At 44.4% G+C, this 22,130-nt stretch carries 21 protein-coding genes; 4 read left to right on the top strand and 17 right to left on the bottom strand.

Features of this window, described 5'->3' with window-relative positions; genetic code table 11:
* Positions 1–24: 24 nt before the first annotated feature.
* Positions 25–978, top strand: coding sequence for an aldo/keto reductase (locus tag H2O73_RS17785; RefSeq protein ID WP_182110276.1), 954 nt, complete (start codon positions 25–27; stop codon positions 976–978).
* 34 nt (positions 979–1,012) lie between these two features.
* Here H2O73_RS17785 and H2O73_RS17790 read toward each other — a convergent pair whose 3' ends face one another.
* From H2O73_RS17790 to guaB, 4 genes are all read right to left on the bottom strand, one after another.
* Positions 1,013–1,363 carry a MerR family transcriptional regulator gene (locus tag H2O73_RS17790; protein ID WP_182110277.1) on the bottom strand — a complete coding sequence of 117 codons (351 nt, stop codon included), beginning with the start codon at positions 1,361–1,363 and terminating at the stop codon, positions 1,013–1,015.
* 159 nt (positions 1,364–1,522) lie between these two features.
* Positions 1,523–2,122 carry an acetate uptake transporter gene (locus tag H2O73_RS17795; RefSeq protein WP_182110278.1) on the bottom strand — a complete coding sequence of 200 codons (600 nt, stop codon included), beginning with the start codon at positions 2,120–2,122 and terminating at the stop codon, positions 1,523–1,525.
* A 302-nt stretch (positions 2,123–2,424) separates the two neighbouring features.
* Complete coding sequence (gene guaA / locus H2O73_RS17800; RefSeq protein WP_182110279.1) at positions 2,425–3,978, bottom strand: glutamine-hydrolyzing GMP synthase; 1,554 nt, start codon at positions 3,976–3,978, stop codon at positions 2,425–2,427.
* 114 nt (positions 3,979–4,092) lie between these two features.
* Entirely contained in the window at positions 4,093–5,556 is a 1,464-nt protein-coding gene (guaB, locus tag H2O73_RS17805) for an IMP dehydrogenase (protein ID WP_182110280.1), read from the bottom strand.
* A 232-nt stretch (positions 5,557–5,788) separates the two neighbouring features.
* Here guaB and xseA point away from each other — a divergent pair, with 232 nt between their 5' ends.
* Positions 5,789–7,120, top strand: a complete 1,332-nt coding sequence (gene xseA / locus H2O73_RS17810; RefSeq protein WP_182110281.1) for an exodeoxyribonuclease VII large subunit — start codon at positions 5,789–5,791, stop codon at positions 7,118–7,120.
* On the opposite strand, the gene H2O73_RS17815 is transcribed toward xseA, so the two are convergent.
* The 13 genes from H2O73_RS17815 to H2O73_RS17875 all read right to left on the bottom strand — a co-directional run bounded on the left by H2O73_RS17815 (position 7,100) and on the right by H2O73_RS17875 (position 20,201).
* Complete coding sequence (locus H2O73_RS17815) at positions 7,100–7,342, bottom strand: zinc ribbon domain-containing protein (protein WP_182110282.1); 243 nt, start codon at positions 7,340–7,342, stop codon at positions 7,100–7,102. The genes xseA and H2O73_RS17815 overlap by 21 nt on opposite strands.
* A 305-nt stretch (positions 7,343–7,647) precedes the next feature.
* Positions 7,648–8,532 carry an alanyl-tRNA editing protein gene (locus H2O73_RS17820; protein WP_182110304.1) on the bottom strand — a complete coding sequence of 295 codons (885 nt, stop codon included), beginning with the start codon at positions 8,530–8,532 and terminating at the stop codon, positions 7,648–7,650.
* Between the two features lie 64 nt (positions 8,533–8,596).
* On the bottom strand, positions 8,597–10,084 hold the full coding sequence (der, locus tag H2O73_RS17825; RefSeq protein WP_182110283.1) for a ribosome biogenesis GTPase Der: 1,488 nt from the start codon (positions 10,082–10,084) through the stop codon (positions 8,597–8,599).
* Positions 10,085–10,258: 174 nt separating this feature from the next.
* Positions 10,259–11,419: an outer membrane protein assembly factor BamB gene (gene bamB, locus H2O73_RS17830; protein ID WP_182110284.1), complete on the bottom strand. Its 1,161-nt coding sequence runs from the start codon at positions 11,417–11,419 to the stop codon at positions 10,259–10,261.
* Positions 11,420–11,430: 11 nt separating this feature from the next.
* Positions 11,431–12,045, bottom strand: a complete 615-nt coding sequence (locus H2O73_RS17835; RefSeq protein ID WP_182110285.1) for a YfgM family protein — start codon at positions 12,043–12,045, stop codon at positions 11,431–11,433.
* Positions 12,046–12,111: 66 nt separating this feature from the next.
* On the bottom strand, positions 12,112–13,380 hold the full coding sequence (gene hisS / locus H2O73_RS17840) for a histidine--tRNA ligase (protein WP_182110286.1): 1,269 nt from the start codon (positions 13,378–13,380) through the stop codon (positions 12,112–12,114).
* A gap of 35 nt (positions 13,381–13,415) precedes the next feature.
* Complete coding sequence (gene ispG, locus H2O73_RS17845; RefSeq protein WP_182110287.1) at positions 13,416–14,534, bottom strand: flavodoxin-dependent (E)-4-hydroxy-3-methylbut-2-enyl-diphosphate synthase; 1,119 nt, start codon at positions 14,532–14,534, stop codon at positions 13,416–13,418.
* Positions 14,535–14,543: 9 nt separating this feature from the next.
* Positions 14,544–15,485, bottom strand: a complete 942-nt coding sequence (locus tag H2O73_RS17850; RefSeq protein WP_182110288.1) for a RodZ domain-containing protein — start codon at positions 15,483–15,485, stop codon at positions 14,544–14,546.
* 407 nt (positions 15,486–15,892) lie between these two features.
* Positions 15,893–17,017, bottom strand: coding sequence for a dual-specificity RNA methyltransferase RlmN (gene rlmN, locus H2O73_RS17855; protein WP_182110289.1), 1,125 nt, complete (start codon positions 17,015–17,017; stop codon positions 15,893–15,895).
* A 185-nt stretch (positions 17,018–17,202) separates the two neighbouring features.
* Complete coding sequence (gene csdE, locus H2O73_RS17860) at positions 17,203–17,631, bottom strand: cysteine desulfurase sulfur acceptor subunit CsdE (RefSeq protein ID WP_182110290.1); 429 nt, start codon at positions 17,629–17,631, stop codon at positions 17,203–17,205.
* An 8-nt stretch (positions 17,632–17,639) separates the two neighbouring features.
* Entirely contained in the window at positions 17,640–18,449 is an 810-nt protein-coding gene (tcdA, locus tag H2O73_RS17865) for a tRNA cyclic N6-threonylcarbamoyladenosine(37) synthase TcdA (protein WP_182110291.1), read from the bottom strand.
* Between the two features lie 141 nt (positions 18,450–18,590).
* The gene (gene mltA / locus H2O73_RS17870; protein ID WP_220457657.1) at positions 18,591–19,691 is read right to left on the bottom strand and encodes a murein transglycosylase A; all 1,101 of its coding nucleotides are present in this window, start codon (positions 19,689–19,691) and stop codon (positions 18,591–18,593) included.
* A gap of 81 nt (positions 19,692–19,772) precedes the next feature.
* Complete coding sequence (locus H2O73_RS17875; RefSeq protein ID WP_182110292.1) at positions 19,773–20,201, bottom strand: DUF2850 domain-containing protein; 429 nt, start codon at positions 20,199–20,201, stop codon at positions 19,773–19,775.
* Positions 20,202–20,358: 157 nt separating this feature from the next.
* On the opposite strand from H2O73_RS17875, the gene argA reads away from it, so the two are divergent.
* Both argA and H2O73_RS17885 read left to right on the top strand, forming a co-directional pair.
* Complete coding sequence (gene argA / locus H2O73_RS17880) at positions 20,359–21,696, top strand: amino-acid N-acetyltransferase (protein ID WP_182110293.1); 1,338 nt, start codon at positions 20,359–20,361, stop codon at positions 21,694–21,696.
* Between the two features lie 250 nt (positions 21,697–21,946).
* Positions 21,947–22,126: a hypothetical protein gene (locus H2O73_RS17885; protein WP_182110294.1), complete on the top strand. Its 180-nt coding sequence runs from the start codon at positions 21,947–21,949 to the stop codon at positions 22,124–22,126.
* Positions 22,127–22,130: the final 4 nt, after the last annotated feature.

The following is a 22,130-nucleotide window of genomic DNA, read 5'->3' on the forward strand; positions in this document are numbered from 1 at the left end:
CTTATGACAATTAAGGATTCAATCATGGAAAAGCGTATGCTAGGTAACTCAGATCTCGATATTTCTGTACTCGGACTTGGTAGCTGGGCAATTGGTGGCAATATCGGAGATTGGGGTTGGGGAGAACAAAATATACAAGACTCAATCAAGACCATTCACACCGCGCTCGATAATGGTATCAACTGGATAGATACCGCGCCCGCTTATGGTTTGGGCAACTCAGAGCGCGTTGTAGCGAAAGCACTAAAACAGTCCAGCCATCGCCCTTATATATTTACAAAGTGTGGCTTTCGTTGGAACGAAGGTGAATCAGAGTTGCTCGCTGATTTAAGTCGTCATTCGATCAGAGAAGAGATTGAACTGAGTTTAGCTCGGCTCAACGTTGACTGCATCGATCTTTATCAGATTCACAAACCAAACCAAGATCATTTGCTTGAGCAAGCGTGGGAAACACTCACCCAACTTAAGCAAGAAGGCAAAGTACGCCATATTGGTGTTTCAAATTTTTCCGTTACACAACTCGAGCGCGTCAGTAAGATCACGCCAATCACCTCTTTGCAGCCCCCATACTCATTAATTAACCGAGACATAGAGCAAGACGTGCTTCCTTGGTGCCTGAACAATCAAGTGGGTACGATACATCATTCCGCAATGTCGCATGGCTTACTCACGGGTACTTGGGATCATCAACGTCTTAGTTATTTAGACGCGCAAGATTGGCGCAGAAAAAGTGAACAGTTTCAGGAGCCTGAGTTTAGTCGACACTTAGCGTTCGTTAATTTCCTTCAAACTCTAGCCGACAAAAAACAGTGCAGCGTAGCCCAGTTAAGCATTGCTTGGACATTAGCTCACCCAGCAACTACCGGGACCATTATCGGCGCACGGACCCGTTTACAATTGAAAGAGCTCTTGCCTGCGGCAGAGATAATACTCTCACCCGATGAGCTAAAACAGATCGACACTTTCCGTCACTCATAATAGTAAAACGGGGTGTATGCCCCGTTTTAATCTTTCACACTAGCGTCGTATAGTGTTCTATCTTCCAATTGATATGCCCTAGGCACTCATCAATCTCTCGACGATTTTGTTGTAGCCTTTGTTTATGCTGCTGCAAAATATCTAATAGAAATTCCGTCGGCTTTTGCTCTGATTTCATAATGCTTGCGTAAGCCCGAATATCTTTTAGCGGCATACCCGTCATTTTTAAACACTGAACAAAATGAAGCCAATGGATATCTTGTTGACGATAAAAACGGTGACCCGACTCATCTCTTGGGACCGGATAAATCAAACCTTGCTTCTCATAGTATCTCAACGTATGTAGGCTCAAACCCGTTTGAATAGATGCCTCTTGAATTCTCATTGTCCCCTCGTGGTAAGTTGATTGCTTAACAAAATTACCACTCATGGAAAAGAACGCTATACAGTGACGAGATCAACGCGAGCCTTACCGAATAAAAAAAGGGTTAGCCAATGGCTAACCCTTTTCTCAATAATTAAAGCGTGTTACATACGCGAGCGATTAAGCCGCTACTTGTTCAGCTGCTGTAACACGTTGAACGCGAGCAGGACCAACAGGTAGAACAACGCGACCGTATTCATTGTTCAGTACTTGAGCCATTGCAAAGTAAATTGCGCTCGCGCCACAGAAGATACCTTCGATACCTGCGATAGTACCGATAACTGTGCTACCAGTGAAATCACGTGCAGCAAGTAGGAAGAATAGTACTGTTAGTGAGCCGAAGATTACTTGCTTCGCTAGTGGGTAGCAAAGTGAACCAACAAACATAAAGCCAGTGAAGATACCCCAAAGAGCTAGGTACCAACCCATGAAGCTGTGTGGGCTAGCAGCCGCTAGACCCATTTCAGGCATTACGATCAAACCAACTAGCGTTAGCCAGAATAGACCGTAAGAAGTGAACGCTGTCGTACCAAACGTGTCACCACGTTTAAAACACATCATGCCCACAAGCACTTGACCTAGACCACCGTAGAAGATGCCCATAGCCAGAATCATAGAATCAATTGGGAAAAAGCCTGCGTTGTGGATGTTAAGCAGGATGGTAGTCATACCGAAACCCATTAGACCTAATGGTGCTGGGTTAGCCAGTTTTGTTGACATTTAAGCGTACCTTTCAAAAAAAGTGATAAAATTTACGCGCAGATTTTAGAGCGAGAGCGTACAAAAACAACACTTCTTTGGTGAAAACTTATATTACACAAATCAACCCACACACTAACATTAACTCGCTAGTCGGTAACGTCTGCGAAAACCAACAAAAACACAGCTAAAAACCACATAAAATAGCCATTTTTAAATTCAATAATGATGCAATAAAAAGCCAATTTGCAGCGATTTCATTAATAAAAGGCACAAAAAAACCAGCCCGAAGGCTGGTTTTTATTATCTCTAATCGAGGAGGATTATTCCCATTCGATCGTCGCTGGTGGCTTACCTGAAATATCGTACACCACGCGAGAAATACCGTTAACTTCGTTGATGATACGGTTAGAAACCTTACCTAAGAAGTCGTATGGTAGATGTGCCCAATGCGCTGTCATGAAGTCGATTGTTTCTACTGCACGTAGCGATACAACCCAATCGTATTTACGACCATCACCCATTACACCCACAGAGCGAACTGGTAGGAATACCGTGAAGGCTTGAGATACTTTGTTGTATAGATCCGCTGCATGAAGCTCTTCAATGAAGATAGCGTCAGCACGACGTAGCAAGTCACAGTACTCTTTCTTCACTTCGCCAAGAACGCGAACACCTAGACCAGGTCCTGGGAATGGGTGGCGGTAAAGCATGTTATAAGGAAGACCTAGCTCTAAGCCAATCTTACGAACTTCATCTTTAAACAACTCACGTAGTGGCTCAACCAAGCCCATTGCCATATCGTCAGGCAAACCGCCCACGTTATGGTGAGATTTAATTACGTGCGCTTTACCTGTTTTAGAGGCTGCTGATTCGATAACGTCTGGGTAAATAGTACCTTGCGCTAACCACTTAGCATTGGTTAGTTTCTTAGATTCTTCATCGAAGATATCAACAAACACGTGACCAATGATCTTACGTTTAGCTTCTGGCTCTGATTCGCCTTTAAGTGCGTCTAAGAAGCGATCTTCAGCGTCAACTTTGATGATGTTTAGACCGAACTTGTCGCCAAACATATCCATTACTTGTTGACCTTCGTTTAAACGAAGTAGACCGTTATCAACGAATACACACGTTAGTTTATCGCCAATTGCGCGGTGCACTAGCATGGCAACCACAGAAGAATCTACGCCACCAGAAAGACCAAGGATAACTTCGTCATCACCTACTTGCTCTTTGATTCGAGCTACTGCATCTTCAATGATTGATTCAGAAGTCCAAAGACGCTCACAACCACATACGCCAAGAACAAAGTTCTCCAGCATTTGTAGACCGCCTTTAGTGTGTGTTACTTCTGGGTGGAACTGAACGCCGTAGTATTTCTTCTCTTCATTCGCCATTGCAGCGTAAGGACAGGTATCTGTCTCGCCTACTTTTACGAAATCAGCTGGAATTTCTACAACTTTGTCACCGTGGCTCATCCAAACATCTTGAGTTAGCTCAAGATCTTTAAAGATTGCAGATTCACCAGATACTTTAACTTGTGCGTAGCCAAATTCACGCTCAGTTGAGCCTGCTACTTTACCACCTAGCTGCTCAGCCATAGTTTGCATGCCGTAACATACACCTAGAACTGGTACACCTGAGTCAAATACATATTGAGGAGCGCGTGGCGAATTATCTTCCGTTACACTTTCTGGACCACCAGATAGGATAATACCGTCTGGGTTGAATTCACGAATATCCGCTTCTTCAACATCCCAGCTCCATAGTTCACAGTAAACACCGATTTCACGGACACGGCGTGCAACTAATTGAGTGTATTGAGAACCGAAGTCCAAGATAAGGATACGTTGGTCATGAATATTTTTAGTCATTTTGGGCAGTCTTATAAGCTAGGTTATGAAAACGAGGCGAGTTTACCCGCCTCTTATCAATGCTTCAAGGAAAAAAGCAAACGTTTACGTCGAGATTCTTTTGCTAAGTAAAGATTAACTACGACGGTAGTTTGGTGCTTCCTTGGTGATTTGAACGTCGTGTACGTGAGACTCCGCCATACCTGCACCTGAGATACGAACAAACTCTGCTTTAGTACGCATAGCTTCAATTGTCGCTGAGCCAGTTAGACCCATACTTGAACGAAGACCACCCATTTGTTGGTGAACGATCTCTTTTAATAGACCTTTGTATGCGATACGACCTTCAATACCTTCTGGTACCAGCTTGTCTGCTGCATTGTCAGATTGGAAGTAACGGTCTGAAGAACCTTGAGACATTGCGCCTAGTGAACCCATGCCACGGTAAGATTTGTAAGAGCGACCATTGTAAAGAATGACTTCACCTGGTGCTTCTTCGGTACCTGCGAACATTGAGCCAACCATCACACAAGATGCACCGGCTGCGATTGCTTTACAGATATCACCAGAGAAACGGATGCCGCCATCAGCGATAACTGGAATACCGAATTCATTTGCTACTGCTGCTGCATCTGCAATTGCTGTTACTTGAGGAACACCAACACCCGTTACGATACGAGTAGTACAGATAGAGCCAGGGCCGATACCCACTTTAACAGCACTTACACCGGCTTCGATCAATGCTTTGGCACCAGCACCCGTTGCAACGTTACCACCGATGATATCTAGATTAGGGAAAGCAGCGCGAGTTTCGCGAATACGGTTTAGTACACCTTCAGAATGACCATGTGAAGAGTCAATAAGTAGAACGTCAACACCCGCTTCAACCAAGGCTTGAACACGCTCTTCGTTACCAGCGCCAGCACCAACTGCGGCACCTACACGTAGGCGACCTTGCGCATCTTTACATGCGTTCGGTTTCGTTTCTGCTTTGTGGAAGTCTTTTGCCGTGATCATACCGGTTAATTGGAAATCATCATTCACTACCAGTACTTTTTCAACACGTGCTTTGTGCATCTTCTCTTGCACTTCTTCACGACACGCGCCTTCTTTTACTGAAGCTAAACGCTCTTTAGGCGTCATTACCGCTGACACTTTTTTGTTTAGATCAGTAACAAATCGAACATCACGACCAGTAATGATACCGACTAGTTCGTTGTTTTCAGTGACAACAGGAAAACCTGCAAAGCCATGTTTTCTAGTAAGTTCTACTACGTCTGCGATGGTCGCATCTGGGTGAACCGTTACGGGATGTGTCACAACACCAGCTTCAAAGATCTTCACTTGGTGAACCATCTCTGCTTGCTGTTCGATAGACATATTCTTATGGATAAAGCCGATGCCGCCTTCTTGCGCCAGTGCGATAGCTAAACGAGCCTCAGTCACTGTGTCCATAGACGCAGAAATCATTGGGATGTTTAAAGAAATGTTTTTCGTCAACTGAGTGCGAAGATCAGCTGTGTTTGGGAGAACAGTGGAGTGAGCTGGCACTAGTAGTACATCGTCGAATGTCAGCGCTTCTTTGGCAATTCTTAGCATTTGCAATATCTCTCAATAGAAAGGTAAAAAAGGAAATCCAACCTCATCGTTTCGCATAATGAGTGCCGCAAGTTTTGTTCACTTTGCTGCATTTGGATTAGATATTGCGGAGGGATTATACGGTGAAGACTGACGCTTGACCACAAATTTATTTAATTTTTTTCTTGCATTTACCCCCTTGCTATGTATTATATTGCCGCTAATTTCCATATTCACGCCCACGAGATTAGCTGTGTCATCTCTGACCAATCAAAATATCTTTACCGTTTCTAGACTTAACGCAGAAGTGCGCCTTTTGCTTGAGAATGAAATGGGGATCGTTTGGCTCGTTGGTGAGATATCTAACTTCTCTGCTCCTGTCTCCGGTCACTGGTATTTCACTCTTAAAGACGCTCGTGCCCAAGTCAAATGCGCCATGTTCCGTGGCAATAATCGTCATGTTTCCTTTAAGCCTGTAAACGGTAATCAAGTATTAGTTAAAGCACGCCTGTCTCTATACGAGCCACGTGGTGACTACCAACTGATTATCGAAAGCATGCAACCGGAAGGTAATGGTCGACTGCAGCAACAATTCGAAGAGTTGAAAATGAAGTTGGCTGCTGAGGGGCTGTTTGCTCAAACCAGCAAGCAAGCTCTACCTGAGCATCCCAAATGCGTGGGTGTGGTAACGTCTAAAACAGGCGCAGCCCTGTTTGATATTCTTGATGTACTCAAACGTCGTGATCCGTCTCTTCCTGTTATTGTCTATCCAACCCTAGTACAAGGCGAAGAAGCGGCAATTCAAATAGCTCAAGCAATTGGTTGTGCCAATAGCCGCAATGAATGTGATGTGTTGATCGTTGGTCGTGGTGGCGGTTCACTGGAAGATCTGTGGTGCTTTAATAACGAGATATTAGCGCGCACTATCGCGGCTAGCCAGATCCCAATCATCAGCGCTGTTGGGCATGAAGTGGATGTTACTATCGCTGACTTTGTTGCTGACATGCGCGCGCCAACTCCCTCAGCCGCAGCGGAATTGGTCAGCCGAGATAATAGCCATAAAGCTCAAGGACTGGTAGCACATGAACAGAAGCTACATGCGGCATTACGCTATTATTTTGCGGAGCAAAAACAAACACTGCGTCTACTTCAGCACCGCCTTGAAAAACAGCACCCTAACCAACAACTTCAGCGCCAAAGCCAGCAGCTTGATGAGTTAGACGGTCGCCTGCAACGCGCAATGCAAAGATTCATCGCCCAGCACCAGCAAAAGCTTGAGCGACAGTTACACCGCATTCAACTCCATTCCCCAGCGAAACGTTTAAGCGCTCAACAAGCGAGCTTAGCGCGTGTTGAGCAAAAACTTCTTGATGCGATGGATAAAAAGCTGCTGACATCGCGCCATCAATTGGCACTGGCTGCTGAAAAGCTTGATACGGTGAGCCCACTCGCGACACTGAAACGCGGTTACTCGATTACCCAAACAGAACACGGTGACGTGGTGCAATCAGCCCAAGATGTGAAAACGGGTGATACGCTGATCACCCGCTTAGCAAATGGCGAATTACGCTCTACCGTTAACTAGGTTTTTGGGCTGAAACTCAAAACGGACTCGCGACTTTGATTTGAGTTCATTACAGCTGTTACAAAAATAGTTCGCCGCGCCACATGCTTGCAGCTTTTCCAACTCCGCTTGGCAGTCAGGACAAAACCCCACTTTAACAAAATCTCCAGCACACGAATGGCAGTGATAGTAGCCTTGCCAGTCTAACTCTTGCTGACATTTCGGGCATTGATTGTCGCTCATTTACATTCCCTCATCGTTCCGATAGATCCTATTCTGACGCTCAGTTTGTCGTTCAACTTTGATCTTCGTCACCTCACAACCGCGCAATCGTTTAGTTGACGCTAAAGCAATCAATCTGCCATGATGATCTTAGTAAGATCATCGGCTAAATCCATTTTGATCAGCGATCTGCCCCAAAAAGAACATTTATATAACCACACACCGAAAGCATAAGTTACATATCCTGTTTTTGGATTTTTAGCGATATTTTACACCCACAAACAAAGAAAATAAGAACACAAACAGAATTAAGTAAAAAGATCGCTCTAGCGTGTCTTTGGAGTTACATCGGTCTGCATTTCAATGTAGTTCGATTCACTTTCACGTAAAGTTACTGCAATAGTTTGTAGTTCCTTAAGTGTATCAATGTGCGTACCCCCACAAGGAATTTCAACCAGCTCACCTTCAGCCAAGTGACACTGCCAGTAACGTGAGTCCGTTAAATGCTCGCCTTGGCAACGCATTGAAATCTCATGCCCGGAGGTCAACCAAGATTTAACTTGTTGATTTATTTCATTTTCAATTTCTATTAAGTGTTGTAAAACCTCAGCGCTATTTAATCCACGTTTTCGTAGTGTTTTACCCAGGCGGTAGGTATCCATACATTTATCTTCACTGACAAAGCTGGTCTCTTGCGCGTAACTGTTAAAATCATAGTGACCAAGCGGATCTTTTCGGTCCGCATCTTTTCGCCAGTAACCTTGCTGCGTTAACACTTTATTCAACGCTAAAAAAGCCAAATGACCTGCGCTATGACCACGGCTTAATGCTTGCTGATAAGTTTTATCGACTGATAAAAGTAAACTTTCACCAATAATTAGCTGATTTGATTCAATATCAACACAATGCACTACCACAAACACCCAGCCGGGTTGGTCACGCTTGATCGGAATGCTCTTATCGACATAAAGAGTATTGGTTGCCAATTCAACCGCACCAACTAAGCAGTTCACTACTGAATACTCTTGGTTGTTTACGGTGATTGTCCCTCTGTCTGCTGGATGATCGGGCCATATGTGGCTGACCGGATGAAATGGGGTTTTGTCAGTGACTAGGTAGGTTATATTTTGTTCTTGTTGAACAAGCTGGATATTGGCTTCAAGTTGCCATGTTTGGTGACAAAATTGAGTAATAGTTGCTGTTATATTCATCATAATAATACTAATAGGTATAAAAAAAGCGCCTATATTGTAGGCGCTTTTTTTAATCTTGCGGTTATTTTTTGCGATTCTTCACCATCGTCATCAAGCGTTTTCGGCTACGCTCTTGAGAAAGTGTCATCTTGCTGGTTTTGCCTTCGAATGGGTTTTCACTATTTTGGAATTGAATTCGAATTGGCGTACCCATAATTTCTAATGACTTACGGTAGTAGTTCATTAGGAATCGCTTGTATGAATCTGGCAGTTCTTTCACTTGGTTACCGTGAATAACAATGATTGGTGGGTTATAACCACCCGCGTGCGCATATTTCAGCTTAACGCGGCGACCACGAACCATTGGTGGTTGGTGATCATCTGTTGCCATTTTCATGATACGAGTCAGAACGGAAGTACCAACACGTGTCGTTGCTGACTTGTAAGCTTCTTGTACCGACTCAAACAAGTGACCAACACCTGTACCGTGAAGTGCAGAAATGAAGTGGATGCGTGCAAAGTCAACGAAACCTAGACGACGGTCTAGCTCTTTCTTCACTTGCTCTTTCACATCATTGTCCAGACCATCCCATTTGTTTACCGCAAGTACGATTGAACGACCTGCGTTTAGGGCAAAGCCAAGTAAGCTTAGATCTTGATCTGAAATGTTTTCACGTGCATCGATAACCAGTAGAACAACGTTGGCATCTTCAATCGCTTTCAATGTCTTAACAACAGAGAACTTTTCAACCGTTTCGTTGATACGAGTACGGCGACGAACACCTGCTGTATCGATAAGAACATATTCACGACCATCACGTTCCATTGGAATGTAGATAGAGTCACGCGTCGTACCCGGCATATCGTATACAACAACACGTTCTTCACCAAGAATACGGTTTGTCAGCGTTGATTTACCAACGTTAGGACGACCAATGATCGCCATTTTGATTGGCTGATCTTGAAGACGCTTATAAATTTCTTCCGCTTCTTCTTCGGTGTAATCTAGCTTTTCTTCTTCTTGATCTTCAAACTCCGTCAAATCTGAGATTTCGCCTTGAGTCTCTTCAATCAATTTTTCAGCAAATGGGTTAAGTGCAAGATCGATAAGCGCAGCGACACCACGACCATGTGCTGCGGCGATTTGGTACATGTCATCCATGCCCAATTGCCAAAACTCAGCACTTGCCGCGTCAGCGTCAACACCATCAATCTTGTTAACCACAAGCATTGCTGGTTTTTCAAGTTTACGCAGATGTTGGGCAATCGCTTCATCCGAAGCAGTTAAACCAGCACGACCATCTACCATGAATAGAACCACATCAGCTTCATCAATCGCCGCTAGCGATTGCTGTGCCATTTTGGTTTCTACACCTTCTTCTGAACCATCAATACCGCCGGTATCGATGACGATAAATTCATGCTCACCAAGCTTCGCTTGGCCATATTTACGGTCACGAGTTAAGCCAGGGAAGTCCGCCACAAGCGCATCACGTGTGCGAGTTAAGCGGTTAAACAACGTAGACTTACCTACGTTCGGACGCCCTACTAGAGCAACAACAGGTACCATAACAACCTCTACAATATTCTTTTCTTATGTAGTTATAGGTAACGACTGACAAGATTTCCTCTCGCCAAATTGTTACCTATAGCAACATGCTTTAAGTTAAGTTTTTGTTTTACATAAACAAAACGACTCCTAGCTGTCACCAGCAAGGAGCCGAATGTGAATTATATCACGAAATTATTGACTGAGCGTTAGTTTCTTTACATTGCCATTTCGGGTCGTAATAACAAAACCATCGCTTAGCTGAATCGGTGCAACAGCAAAACCACCATTGCCTTCATCTTCCATCGCTACAAATTCACCTGAGCTGCGATCAACCCAGTATAGATAACCTTCGCTATCGCCAACGACAAGATAGTCACCAATTACTTTTGGTGCTGTCACTAAACGGTGTTCAAGCTGCTTATTAGTCCAAAGCTCGGTACCACTTCGTGCATCCACAGCCACTAAGTGATCTTTCTCTGTGACTAAGAAAACACGGCTGCCATCGTTAGCAATATCAGTAGCCGATGAATAGGTGCGCTTCCAAGCAGGTTGACCTGAACGTAAGTCAATCGCGGTTAGCTGACCGTTATAGCCGACAACATATAATGTACTACCCATCAGCATTGGCGATGCATCCACATCAACAATACGGTCAATCTCAGTGGCACCTTTTGGCGTACCAATTGGTTGTTGCCAAATTAGTTGACCTCGCTGAACAATCGCAGCAGCCAAACGACCATTTGCCGTACCCCAGAATACACCACCAGAAACCGCGACAGGTGCGCTTGTACCACGTAGCGTTAACGTCGGTACTTCGGTACTAATAGCCCACTTTTGCACGCCGCTTTGCTGATCAAGAGCAATCAGTAGCCCTTCACTGGTATGTGCCATCACCAAGTTTTCATCGGTTGCTGGTGTAGAAAGCACTTCTCCTTGAACCGGAGTACGCCACAATAGCTCCCCTGTCTCTTGGTTTAGTGCAATGATTTCACCGTTCTCACTGCCAATGAACAATTTGTCATAAGCGGCAGCGATGCCACCTGACAAGCGAGCTGATGTGTCTTCTTCTAGGTCAATAGCCCAAAGCGCTTTACCATTTTCAGGATCAAGTGCTTTAACTTCACCATTTCGGCTAGCAACGAATACTTTGCCATACGCATATTGAGGTGAAAGCTTTGAGAAATACTGCTCGACACCATTGCCAACAGAACTGCTCCATACAGATGAAGTGGTAAATTCACTATCAACTTGTGGCACTGGCGCCATGATAATAGTGTCTTCTTCACTTGCACAGCCAGCCAACACGCCAATGACGGCTACTGTTGTCAGTGCCTTGTTCAGCATTTTCTTCATGCAATGTGTCCTTACTTGGCTAGGTCATCCAATTTCATTTGTAATGCTTCGCTCGCATCACCAGATTGTTGTGCTTCGGTGTAAGCTGCGTATGCACCTTCTGCATCGCCTTTACGCAGTAAGATGTCACCTTTCAGTTCATCTACGCGACCTTGCCAACCGTCATCGGTAATTTTATCAAGTTGAGCGATAGCACCTTCAAATTTGCCTTGCTCTGCTTGTAGACGCGCAAGTCGGTAGTTAATCACAGCAAGTAATGCTTGATCTTTAGAAGCGGTCGTTGCCCATTGAAGCTGCTCAATAGCGGCATCCAATTGGTTCGCTTCAACTTGAACTTTAGCCAATTGCAGTGCTGCTAACACGGCGTACTCTGTATCACCGTTTGCATCAATAAAGCTCTGAACTTGTTGTTCCGCTTCTGCACCCGTCGCTGCCAAGGTTTCTACCGCTTTGGTGTAGTGTTCTGAAGCGGCTTCTTGAGCAGCAATGGTTGAATCTTGGTAGTAACGCCAACCAAATAGACCACCTAAACCAATCACTGCGCCGAAAATAACGGCTTTACCGTTCTCTTTCCACCAGTCTTTGATCGCTTCAACTTGTTGTTCTTCAGTATCGTAGAGTTCCACTTCCTGTCCTCTTAATATCACAAAAGTGATGACTCACATCACCACTTCGTTAAACTTATAATTTGGTTAGATAAACTCAGCCAATTTTGCAATTGCGTCTACTTGGCTGTAAGTCTCTTGTGTGCCGCCAACTAGATCTTTCAGTACCACGGTGTTATCCGCTACTTCATTTTCACCCAGTACAAGTGCAACTACCGCACCCACTTTGTCAGCACGTTTGAATTGCTTCTTAAAGTTGCCACCACCAAAGTGGTTCATAACACGTAGACCTGGTACTTGTTCACGTAGCTGCTCTGCCAGCTTCATACCCGCCATCATAGTACCTTCACCAGCGGTAACCATGTAGACGTCAACACTACGACGTACATCGGTTAACTCTAGTGTTTCTAGCATCAAAACAAGACGCTCAAGACCCATAGCAAAACCAACTGCAGGCGTTGGTTTACCACCAAGTTGCTCAACAAGACCATCGTAGCGACCACCACCACAAACGGTACCTTGTGAACCTAGGCTTTCAGTGATCCACTCAAATACCGTACGGTTGTAGTAATCTAAGCCACGAACTAAACGCTCGTTAACTTTGTATTCGATACCCGCAGCATCAAGAAGTTCACATAGACCTGCAAAATGTTGCGTAGACTCTTCATCTAAGTATTCAGAAAGACGCGGAGCATCACCTAGAATCGCTTGCACGTCTGGGTTTTTACTATCCAATACACGTAACGGGTTTGTGTGCATACGACGCTTACAATCGTCATCAAGAACATCCATGTGTTGCTCTAAGAATGCGATCAGCGCTTGACGGTAATTTGCACGCGCTTCCAGTGAACCGATTGAGTTCAGCTCAAGACGTACATGTTTGTCGATGCCCAGTTCACGCCAAAGACGTGCTGTCATCATAATCAACTCTGCGTCAACGTCTGGACCATTTAAGCCAAACACTTCCACACCACATTGGTGGAATTGACGGTAACGACCTTTTTGTGGACGTTCGTGACGGAACATTGGTCCCATGTACCATAAACGTTGTTCTTGGTTGTACAGCAGACCATTTTCAATGCCTGAACGTACACAGCCAGCCGTGCCTTCTGGACGTAGGCTTAAGCTGTCACCATTGCGATCGTCAAAGGTGTACATCTCTTTTTCAACGACGTCTGTTACTTCACCAATTGCGCGACTAAATAGATGCGTCATCTCAACGATTGGCATGCGCACTTCATTGTAACCGTATGCGCTAACTACGTTCTTCACTGTATTTTCTAGCTTCTGCCACAGTGGTGATTGAGTTGGGAGACAGTCGTTCATGCCTCGGATTGCTTGAATTGTTTTTGCCACAATAATTACCGTAGTTTTAATTACTTCGTTGAGATTTAGTTTTGCACTTTGATTTCAATGCGATTGCTTTCATCAAGTAGAGCGGCTTTCGCACGGATCTTAGCTTCAAGTTGATTCACTAGATCATCGTTGTCGAAACGCTCTTTTTGACGTTTGCCATCTTCGTAAAATGCACTTTTCTTGTTGCTGCCCGCCAAACCAAGGTGTGATACCTCAGCTTCACCCGGACCATTAACCACACAACCAATGATCGATACGTCCATCGGCGTAATGATATCTTCAAGACGTTCTTCAAGTGCATTTACCGTGCTGATCACATCAAATTCTTGACGAGAGCAGCTTGGGCAAGCAATAAAGTTAATACCGCGAGAGCGAATACGTAGCGATTTTAAAATATCAAAACCGACTTTGATCTCTTCCACTGGGTTTGCAGCCAAAGAAATACGTAGCGTATCACCAATACCCTCGGCTAATAACATGCCAAGCCCTACCGATGATTTCACTGAGCCCGCACGAGCACCACCCGCTTCGGTGATACCTAAATGCAATGGTTGATCGATTTTCTTTGCCAATAGACGATATGAGTCCACCGCAAGGAAAACATCTGATGCTTTGACACTCACTTTAAATTGGTCGAAGTTTAAGCGATCTAAAATATCCACGTGACGCATTGCTGATTCCACCAATGCTTCAGGTGTTGGTTCACCGTATTTTACTTGGATATCTTTTTCCAGCGAGCCACCGTTAACCCCAATGCGAATCGGAATATTGTAATCGCGAGCGCAATCAACAACCGAGCGAATACGCTCTTCACTGCCGATATTACCCGGGTTAATTCGCAAACAGTCAACGCCATATTCTGCTACTTTTAGCGCAATACGGTAGTCAAAGTGAATATCGGCCACTAGCGGCACATTCACTTGCTGTTTTATCAGCTTAAATGCTTCAGCGGCGTCCATTGTTGGTACGGACACGCGCACGATATCCGCACCGACATTTTCCAGCGCTCTAATTTGTGCAACAGTCGCTTCCACGTCTGTTGTTCTAGTGTTGGTCATCGACTGCACCGCAATCGGCGCGCCGTCACCAATAGGCACATCGCCCACATAAATACGAGTCGATGGGCGACGTTTAATAGGAGATTCGTGATGCATAATCGTTTTTTAAGGTAAGGTAAATCTAGCTGCTTTGCCTGCAGTATACCCAGAAAGGTCGACAGGTTCACTCGCTAATATAATAGAAACGTTTTCCGGCGCACCTAAAATGATGTTGTAAGGCTTCTTACCGTCAACCGTTACAGATTCACCAGCACCTTTAATGCCGCTAAGCATCGTTTTGCCGGTTGAATCTTTAACTTGAACCCAACATTCATCATTAAATTTCAATTCCATACGGTTACTGATGTCTACATCTGTAGTCTCAGTTGGTGCTACCGTTTCCGCGTTAATTGGTTCTGCTTGCTGAGCAGTAGTTTGCACTGTATTGTCCGAACTCACTGGTAATGCCACTTCTTCTTCAGTCACAGCATCAACTTCGTTCGCAGCCTCTGTTTGTATTTCCTCTACAGAATCAACGGTAGGCTCAATAATTTGTTCAATGTCAGCGGGTTGTTCTTCTGACTCAACAATCAGTGCTGGTTCATCTTCAGCAATCAACTCCACTGCATCTTTTTGTTGGTTCTGCCACCACCAAACCGATGAGATCGCGACGATGACAATCACAATCCCCCATGTTATCGCCATGATGCGGCTATCGTGTTTCTCGCGATTGGTCTTACGCGAAAAACTTTTCATCTCTTGCTCTTGTGGCGGTTGCGACCCAACACTTTCGTCCAGTGCCGCGAGTACTTCACCTTCATCAGCACTAACGACTTTGGCGTACGAACGTAAGTAACCTCGAGTAAAAGTCGCGACTTGGTCTGGCTCAAATTCGTTATTTTCGATCTGTTGAATAATGGCAATACGCAGGCGCAAACGATCGGCGACTTGTTTTTGCGATAAACCAAGTTGTTCGCGCTTTTGTTTTAGAATGGTGCCTGGTTCAAGTTGAACGGTTTTCGTCTCAGTAAGCTCATCTGTCACTGGTGTCGGTTGATCTGTATTCATATTGTTGTGTCTCTCGTTTTACTTTAAGTCGACCAGTGTTAATTATTTTTAGTTAGTTGCTGGTAAAAACCTAAGGTATGTAAATTTGCTAACCTGTTTGTCATCTAAAGGCATCTTGCTGGCAAGATTGGGTTTACGTTGCAGACAAACGAGTTATGCCTCTTCCCCGTCATTTTGTAAAATTATCAGATAATACGTTAAGGGTATAACTGTTAATTCTAATAGATATAAAACATGAAACAACACAATCAGGTTAGATAAATTACAGCAAGCTCAAGGTTTTTCTAAAAATTGACATTTTTAAGTAAGATAAAACCAACAAACTGCGATAAATATTGATTTTTGTCGGAAATGAATTGCAACAAAAAAGCCAGAGCAATGCTCTGGCTTAATCATTAAATTCAATTTTATAGCGCTTTAACGTCGATTGTTTCGCCTTTCGCCGCTTTTGCCATTGCAGTTCGCTTGGTACGGTCGATAACATCACCCACTAACTGACCACAGGCTGCATCAATATCGTCACCACGAGTTTTACGAACGGTCACGGTAATATCATATTGCATCAGCGTCTTTTGGAAACGGTCGATACGTGAATTGCTTGGCTTTTTGTAAGGCGAGCCCGGGTATGGGTTAAACGGGATCAAGTTAACCTTACATGGCGTCTCTTTCATTAGCTCAGCCAGCTCACGAGCGTGGTCCATGTCATCATTAACATGGTCAAGCAGAACGTATTCTACGGTTACTTTACCGCGGTTTGCGTTTGATGCTGCAATGTAACGACGAACTGATGCTAGGAAGTCTTGGATATCCCAACGATCGTTAATTGGCATGATTTCGCTACGCAACTTATCGTTTGGCGCATGCAGTGAAATAGCCAAAGCCACATCCACTTTACCTGTCATTTGATCTAAGCCTGAAACCACACCAGAAGTTGATACGGTAACGCGGCGCTTAGACAAACCAAAACCAAGATCATCCAGCATGATATCCAATGCTGGTAATAGATTTTTCATGTTAAGTAGCGGCTCACCCATCCCCATCATTACTACGTTAGTAATTGGGCGACGACCAGTCTCTTTATGCAGACCGATTTCACGTGCTGCACGCCAAACTTGACCGATAATTTCAGACACTTTCAAGTTACGGTTGAAGCCTTGTTGCCCAGTAGAGCAGAACTTACATTCCAGCGCACAACCCACTTGAGAAGAAACACACAAAGTTGCGCGATCATCTTCTGGGATGTATACCGTTTCAACATCTTGATCACCCACTCGCATTGCCCATTTAATGGTGCCATCCGATGAGTGCATTGCTTCTGAAACCACTGGTGCTTTAATCTCGCAGCGTTGTTTCAGCTTTTCACGCAACACCTTGTTGATGTTGTTCATGTTGTCGAAGTCATCAACACCAAAATGGTAGATCCACTTCATCACCTGTTCGGCGCGGAATGCTTTTTCATTTAATTCTTCAGCAAAGAATTTGCGCAATCCTTGGCGATCAAAATCGAGCAGGTTGATTTTTTCAGCGGTCATGAAGCCTCTCAACAACAGTACTATAAATAAGGGCGCGAATTTTACAGCCTTTAGCCCATGACAACAAGTGTGACAAGCGTCTGTTTTGCTAAGACATTAAATTTGCAATGATTAAACTTTGCACAACATTGGTGTGCAGATGGTAAATCCCGCAAAATGGCAGGATCTGATGATAGGTGCGGTGATTAAATCGTCACTTGCTTGATCTGTTGAACGATCGCTTTTAAGCCGTTACCACGCGAAGGGCTCAAATGGGCAATCAATCCAAGTTTCTCAAAATAACTTTCGATATCAAAAGCTTGAATATCATTACTTGTTTTTCCGTTATACGCCGCCAGTACCAAAGCTATCAATCCGCGCACAATACGTGCATCAGAATCGGCACAAAAGTACCAAGTGTCTCCCACTTGCTCGCTCACCAACCAAACTTGGCTTTCACAGCCAGAGACCGTCACTTGCTCAGATTTAAATTCTTCTGGCATTACAGGTAGTTTTTTACCCCATTGGATAACTTGGCGATAGCGGTCTTCCCAACCACGCATTGTCTGCATGGTTTCAACAATCTGTTCTGCGGTAATTTCGTTACCAAACGGGGTTGCAGGAAACGTTGACATAGCTACTCCTACTTCGCGTGCTTCTGCACAAGTTTTTCAACAATGCGCGATACGGCAACAAAACCAAACGTGGCCGTTACCACGGTTGCTGCGCCAAAACCACTGGCACAATCCATGCGTTTCGGACCTTCAGCTGTGGCTTTTACGCCACACACTGAGCCATCAGCTTGTGGGTATTTAAGCTGCTCAGTCGAAAATACGCAGTCAATCGCGAACTTACGCTGCGGATTTTTTGGAAAATTGTGGTGGCGACGTAAGGTATCTTTAATTTTCTTTGCCAGAGGATCTTGAATCGTCTTAGTCAGATCGGCAACTTTAATTTGAGTCGGATCAGTTTGACCACCCGCACCACCGGTAGTAATCACTTTGATTTTGTTACTGCGACAGTAAGCCAGCAGTGACGCTTTTGCTTTTACGCTATCGATAGCATCCAAGACATAATCGAACTCTTTCGACAGATACTCATGCTGGTTATCCGGCGTAATAAAGTCATCAATCAAATTGACCTTACACTCAGGGTTAATCAACTTAACACGCTCAGCCATCACTTCGATTTTACTTTGACCCACGGTACCACTCATCGCATGGATTTGGCGGTTGATGTTAGTGACACATACGTCATCCATATCAATCAGGGTAAGTTCACCCACGCCAGTGCGCGCTAACGCTTCCACTGCCCACGAACCTACACCACCAATACCAATCACACACACGTGCGCGGCACGGAGAATTTCCACTTCGCTGTTGCCATATAAACGGCGAGTACCACCAAAACGTTGGTTGTAATTATCAGAAGCTGGAGTGTCTAATTCACGCATAAATTAAGCCCGTAAATCGGTTACAAAAACAAAGAGTGCGTTTTATACGCACTCTTGATTCAAATGTCTATAGTCGTCCTAGCTGCAGCTCCACCAGTGTTGGCGTACATTGGCAAACCTCAACGGTAACATCGACATCACTTAGTTTTGTTTCTCTGGCGGCATTGCCCAAGGCGCTTGAGTCGGCGAATTTTCTAAACCCAATTTCCACACACGACCAAAATGCTTGTAGTGACCGGCTTCTGTCCCTGCTCGTGGTCCCATACCATGGTATAAGTCTAAGTGGTTTTGTTTTACCGCGCCGCCTGTATCAAGCACAATCAATAGACGTAATTGATGCGCACCACTCCACGTACCATCAGCGTTCAGTAGCGGCACCTCCGCTAAGATTGGTGTCCCCATAGGCAAGATTGAGCGATCACCGGCAACCGATGCCATCGCCAATAATGGAATGCCAGCCGAGCCAGTTACTGGTGCGTCGGCGCGAGGGGTGAAGAAAACAAATGACGGGTTTTGCTCTAACACTTCGCGAACCGTTGCTTCATCATTAGCTAACACCCAATCTTTGATCGCTTTCATCGACATTTTTTCGCGAGGTACTTCATCTCTTTCAATCAGCACTCTACCGATACTCACGTAAGCTTTATTGTTTTTGCCACCATAAGCAAAGTACTCCAGCGTGTCGTCATCTTCAAAATGAACAAAACCACTGCCTTGTACTTCCATCAAAAACGGATCAATCATATTTGGGGCATAACCAAGCTCTAACCCTTTCCCATCTAGCGCACCTGCGTAAATTTCTGCACGAGTCGGGCAGTTAGAATCACAATCGGGTTTTGCATAAACTGGGTATTTAAATTTCTCATTCGGCTGGTGACGCAACTCCATCACTGGTGAAAAGTAGCCAGTAAAAAGCACATTACCTTTTTTATCACCACCACCCAATTGGGCGGTCTGAATACCAAACTGAGTTAATTGGCTAGGATCACCACTTTCCAGTACCCACTCGTTCAGCTTCTCGTACAAAGGCTGATAGATTTTCGCCATTGATGGTGACTTCTCCACCACTTTCTCAGCCTGTTTATCAAACTCGGTAAAATCTCGAGTAACGTTTGATTCAACCAGCTCAGTTCGATTCAAAGTCGTCTCAAATTCTTGGTCAAAATATTGCTGAGCTCTATCTGTTGGCTGAGCGCAACCAAACAGCAACGAAGCGGCTGCTAACGGAAGGAAATTTTTCATTATTTAGGGATCCATAAACGCGATATGTCGAGCATGACAGGCTCATAATATCAACGTCAATGCTGTGATAGTTAAAGAGTGTTAATTTAAAGTAGTTTTAACAAAAACGGGCTGGTAAACGCCCTCAACTTGCATGGTCATTTCATTCCAGTTTTCATAGTCAAACTTAAATCGGCGCTCTTGAGTGCCCGAGTGATAGACTAAATACTCACCATCAAATTGGAAATCAGTATCCACTACACCGCCATCAACAACGATACCAGATTGGCTAATCACCAATCGGTCAGCTTGATAATGTGCTACATCTTGTTCAACCCAAACCCCATAAATGAGGGACTCTGGATATGAAGCTTGCTGGTACTTGCCATAAAGCATCAGTGCGGCTTGAAAAATGAAATAAGTACACAAAAGCGCACCTAACCAAATAAGCACTTCCATCCATCTGTTTTTGAATGAAAACAATCCTTGTTTTTTTCCCTGTTCCGTTCTGTTTTTTACTGTAACGTTCATAGCACCTAGCCTTACGGAAAAATGCTCTATAGCACGCGCGCTGTAAGGTCTCAATGCAATAGTCAGTTTATTGGATATCAATTCCAAAAAAACACTTGCCTATTTCAGAATAAATTTGCACTATAATTACATACAAATTCATAAAAATGGACTTTCTGTGAAAATACGTAGTACGGCGTTAGTCAAAGGATTCCGTCAGTCGACTCCTTACGTTAATGCTCATCGCGGAAAAACCGTGGTGATAATGCTTGGCGGGGAAGCGGTCGCTGATGGTAATTTTAAAAATATTATCAGTGATTTAGCACTACTTCACAGCTTAGGTGTCAAGGTAGTCCTTGTGCATGGCGCACGCCCACAAATCAATTCTATTCTATCTAACAATTCTGTAGACAACGCTTATCACAAGGGTATTAGAGTAACAGACGAACACTCGCTGCCATTAGTTATGCAAGCTGCAGGTCAATTGCAGCTTGCAATCACCGCCCAACTTTCTATGAGCTTGAGCAATACGCCCATGGCAGGGACACAACTCAATGTTGTTAGCGGAAACTTCGTCATAGCCCAGCCACTTGGTGTGGATGATGGTGTTGATTATTGCCACAGTGGGCGCATTCGTCGAATTGATATTGAAGGCATTAATCGCATGCTTGAGCAAGGATCGATCGTGCTATTAGGTCCGATTGCCAGCTCGGTGACGGGTGAGTCTTTTAATCTACTTTCTGAAGAAGTAGCCACCCAAGTTGCCATAAGACTCAACGCCGACAAATTAATTGGCTTTTGTTCAGAGCAAGGTGTGCTCGACGAAGATAACGAGGTGATTGCGGAATTGGTCCCTCGAGAAGCTGAGCAAATTCTGAAAACGTTTGAACAAGATGTCGATCACTCCAGCGATAACTCTTCTGGCACACTACGTTTCTTACGTGCTGCAATCACGGCTTGCCGAGCCGGTGTTCCACGTAGCCACTTAGTCAGCTACAAAGTGGACGGAGCGTTGATCCAGGAATTGTTCTCTTTAGATGGTATTGGGACACAAATAGTCTACGCCAGTTCGGAGCGAGTAAGATTAGCGAAAATTGATGACATTGGCGGCATTCTAGATTTGATCCGTCCATTGGAAGAACAAGGCATCTTAGTTCGTCGCTCACGTGAACAACTAGAGCAAGAGATCCACCAGTTCACCATTGTTGAAAAAGATGGGCTGATCATTGGCTGCGCTGCGCTCTATCCTTATGTAGAAGATAGTATGGCTGAAATGGCTTGCGTGGCGATTCATCCCGAGTATCGTGATGGCAACCGTGGACTGATTTTACTCAATCACATGCGCCAGCAATGTAAGCAACAGGGCATTGACCAGTTGTTCGTCTTAACCACTCACAGTCTGCACTGGTTTAGGGAACAAGGCTTCTATGAAGTTGGCGTAGAGTCGTTGCCTTCGCAGAAAAAGAACCTATACAACTATCAAAGAAACTCCAAAATTCTCGCTATACGCACCTAAGCAAACTGTACTTATGCAATTTGAAAACAGAGTGCGTAAATATTAAGCAAACGATGTCGTATAAAAGACCACCGATTCAGGTGGTCTTTTTAGTCTAATATTTAAATTATGCGCTTTATTTCACAGCAATAATTGTATAGTATTCGCTCGTTTTTCGAACAAACATGATTGGAATCACACTTACTAGCTTTGCTAGACCGCACGGAATGCTTTAAGTAGATATTAATAACGTCAACTAAGAGCAAATGTCATGAAAACAGTAATTTGTAACTCACTACAAAGCTTTTGGGATATGGCGGAAAACGAACTGCTAACGGACTTAAATGTCCACTGCGTGTTCCCCGTCACTGATAACTTAAAAAGCTTTATCCTCAACTGCCAAACACAATATAAAATCCGCAATATCTCGTTTACCACCGCATTTAGCTAATTTT

Source organism: Vibrio marinisediminis (assembly GCF_014050145.1).
In the GTDB taxonomy this organism is placed as follows: domain Bacteria; phylum Pseudomonadota; class Gammaproteobacteria; order Enterobacterales; family Vibrionaceae; genus Vibrio; species Vibrio marinisediminis.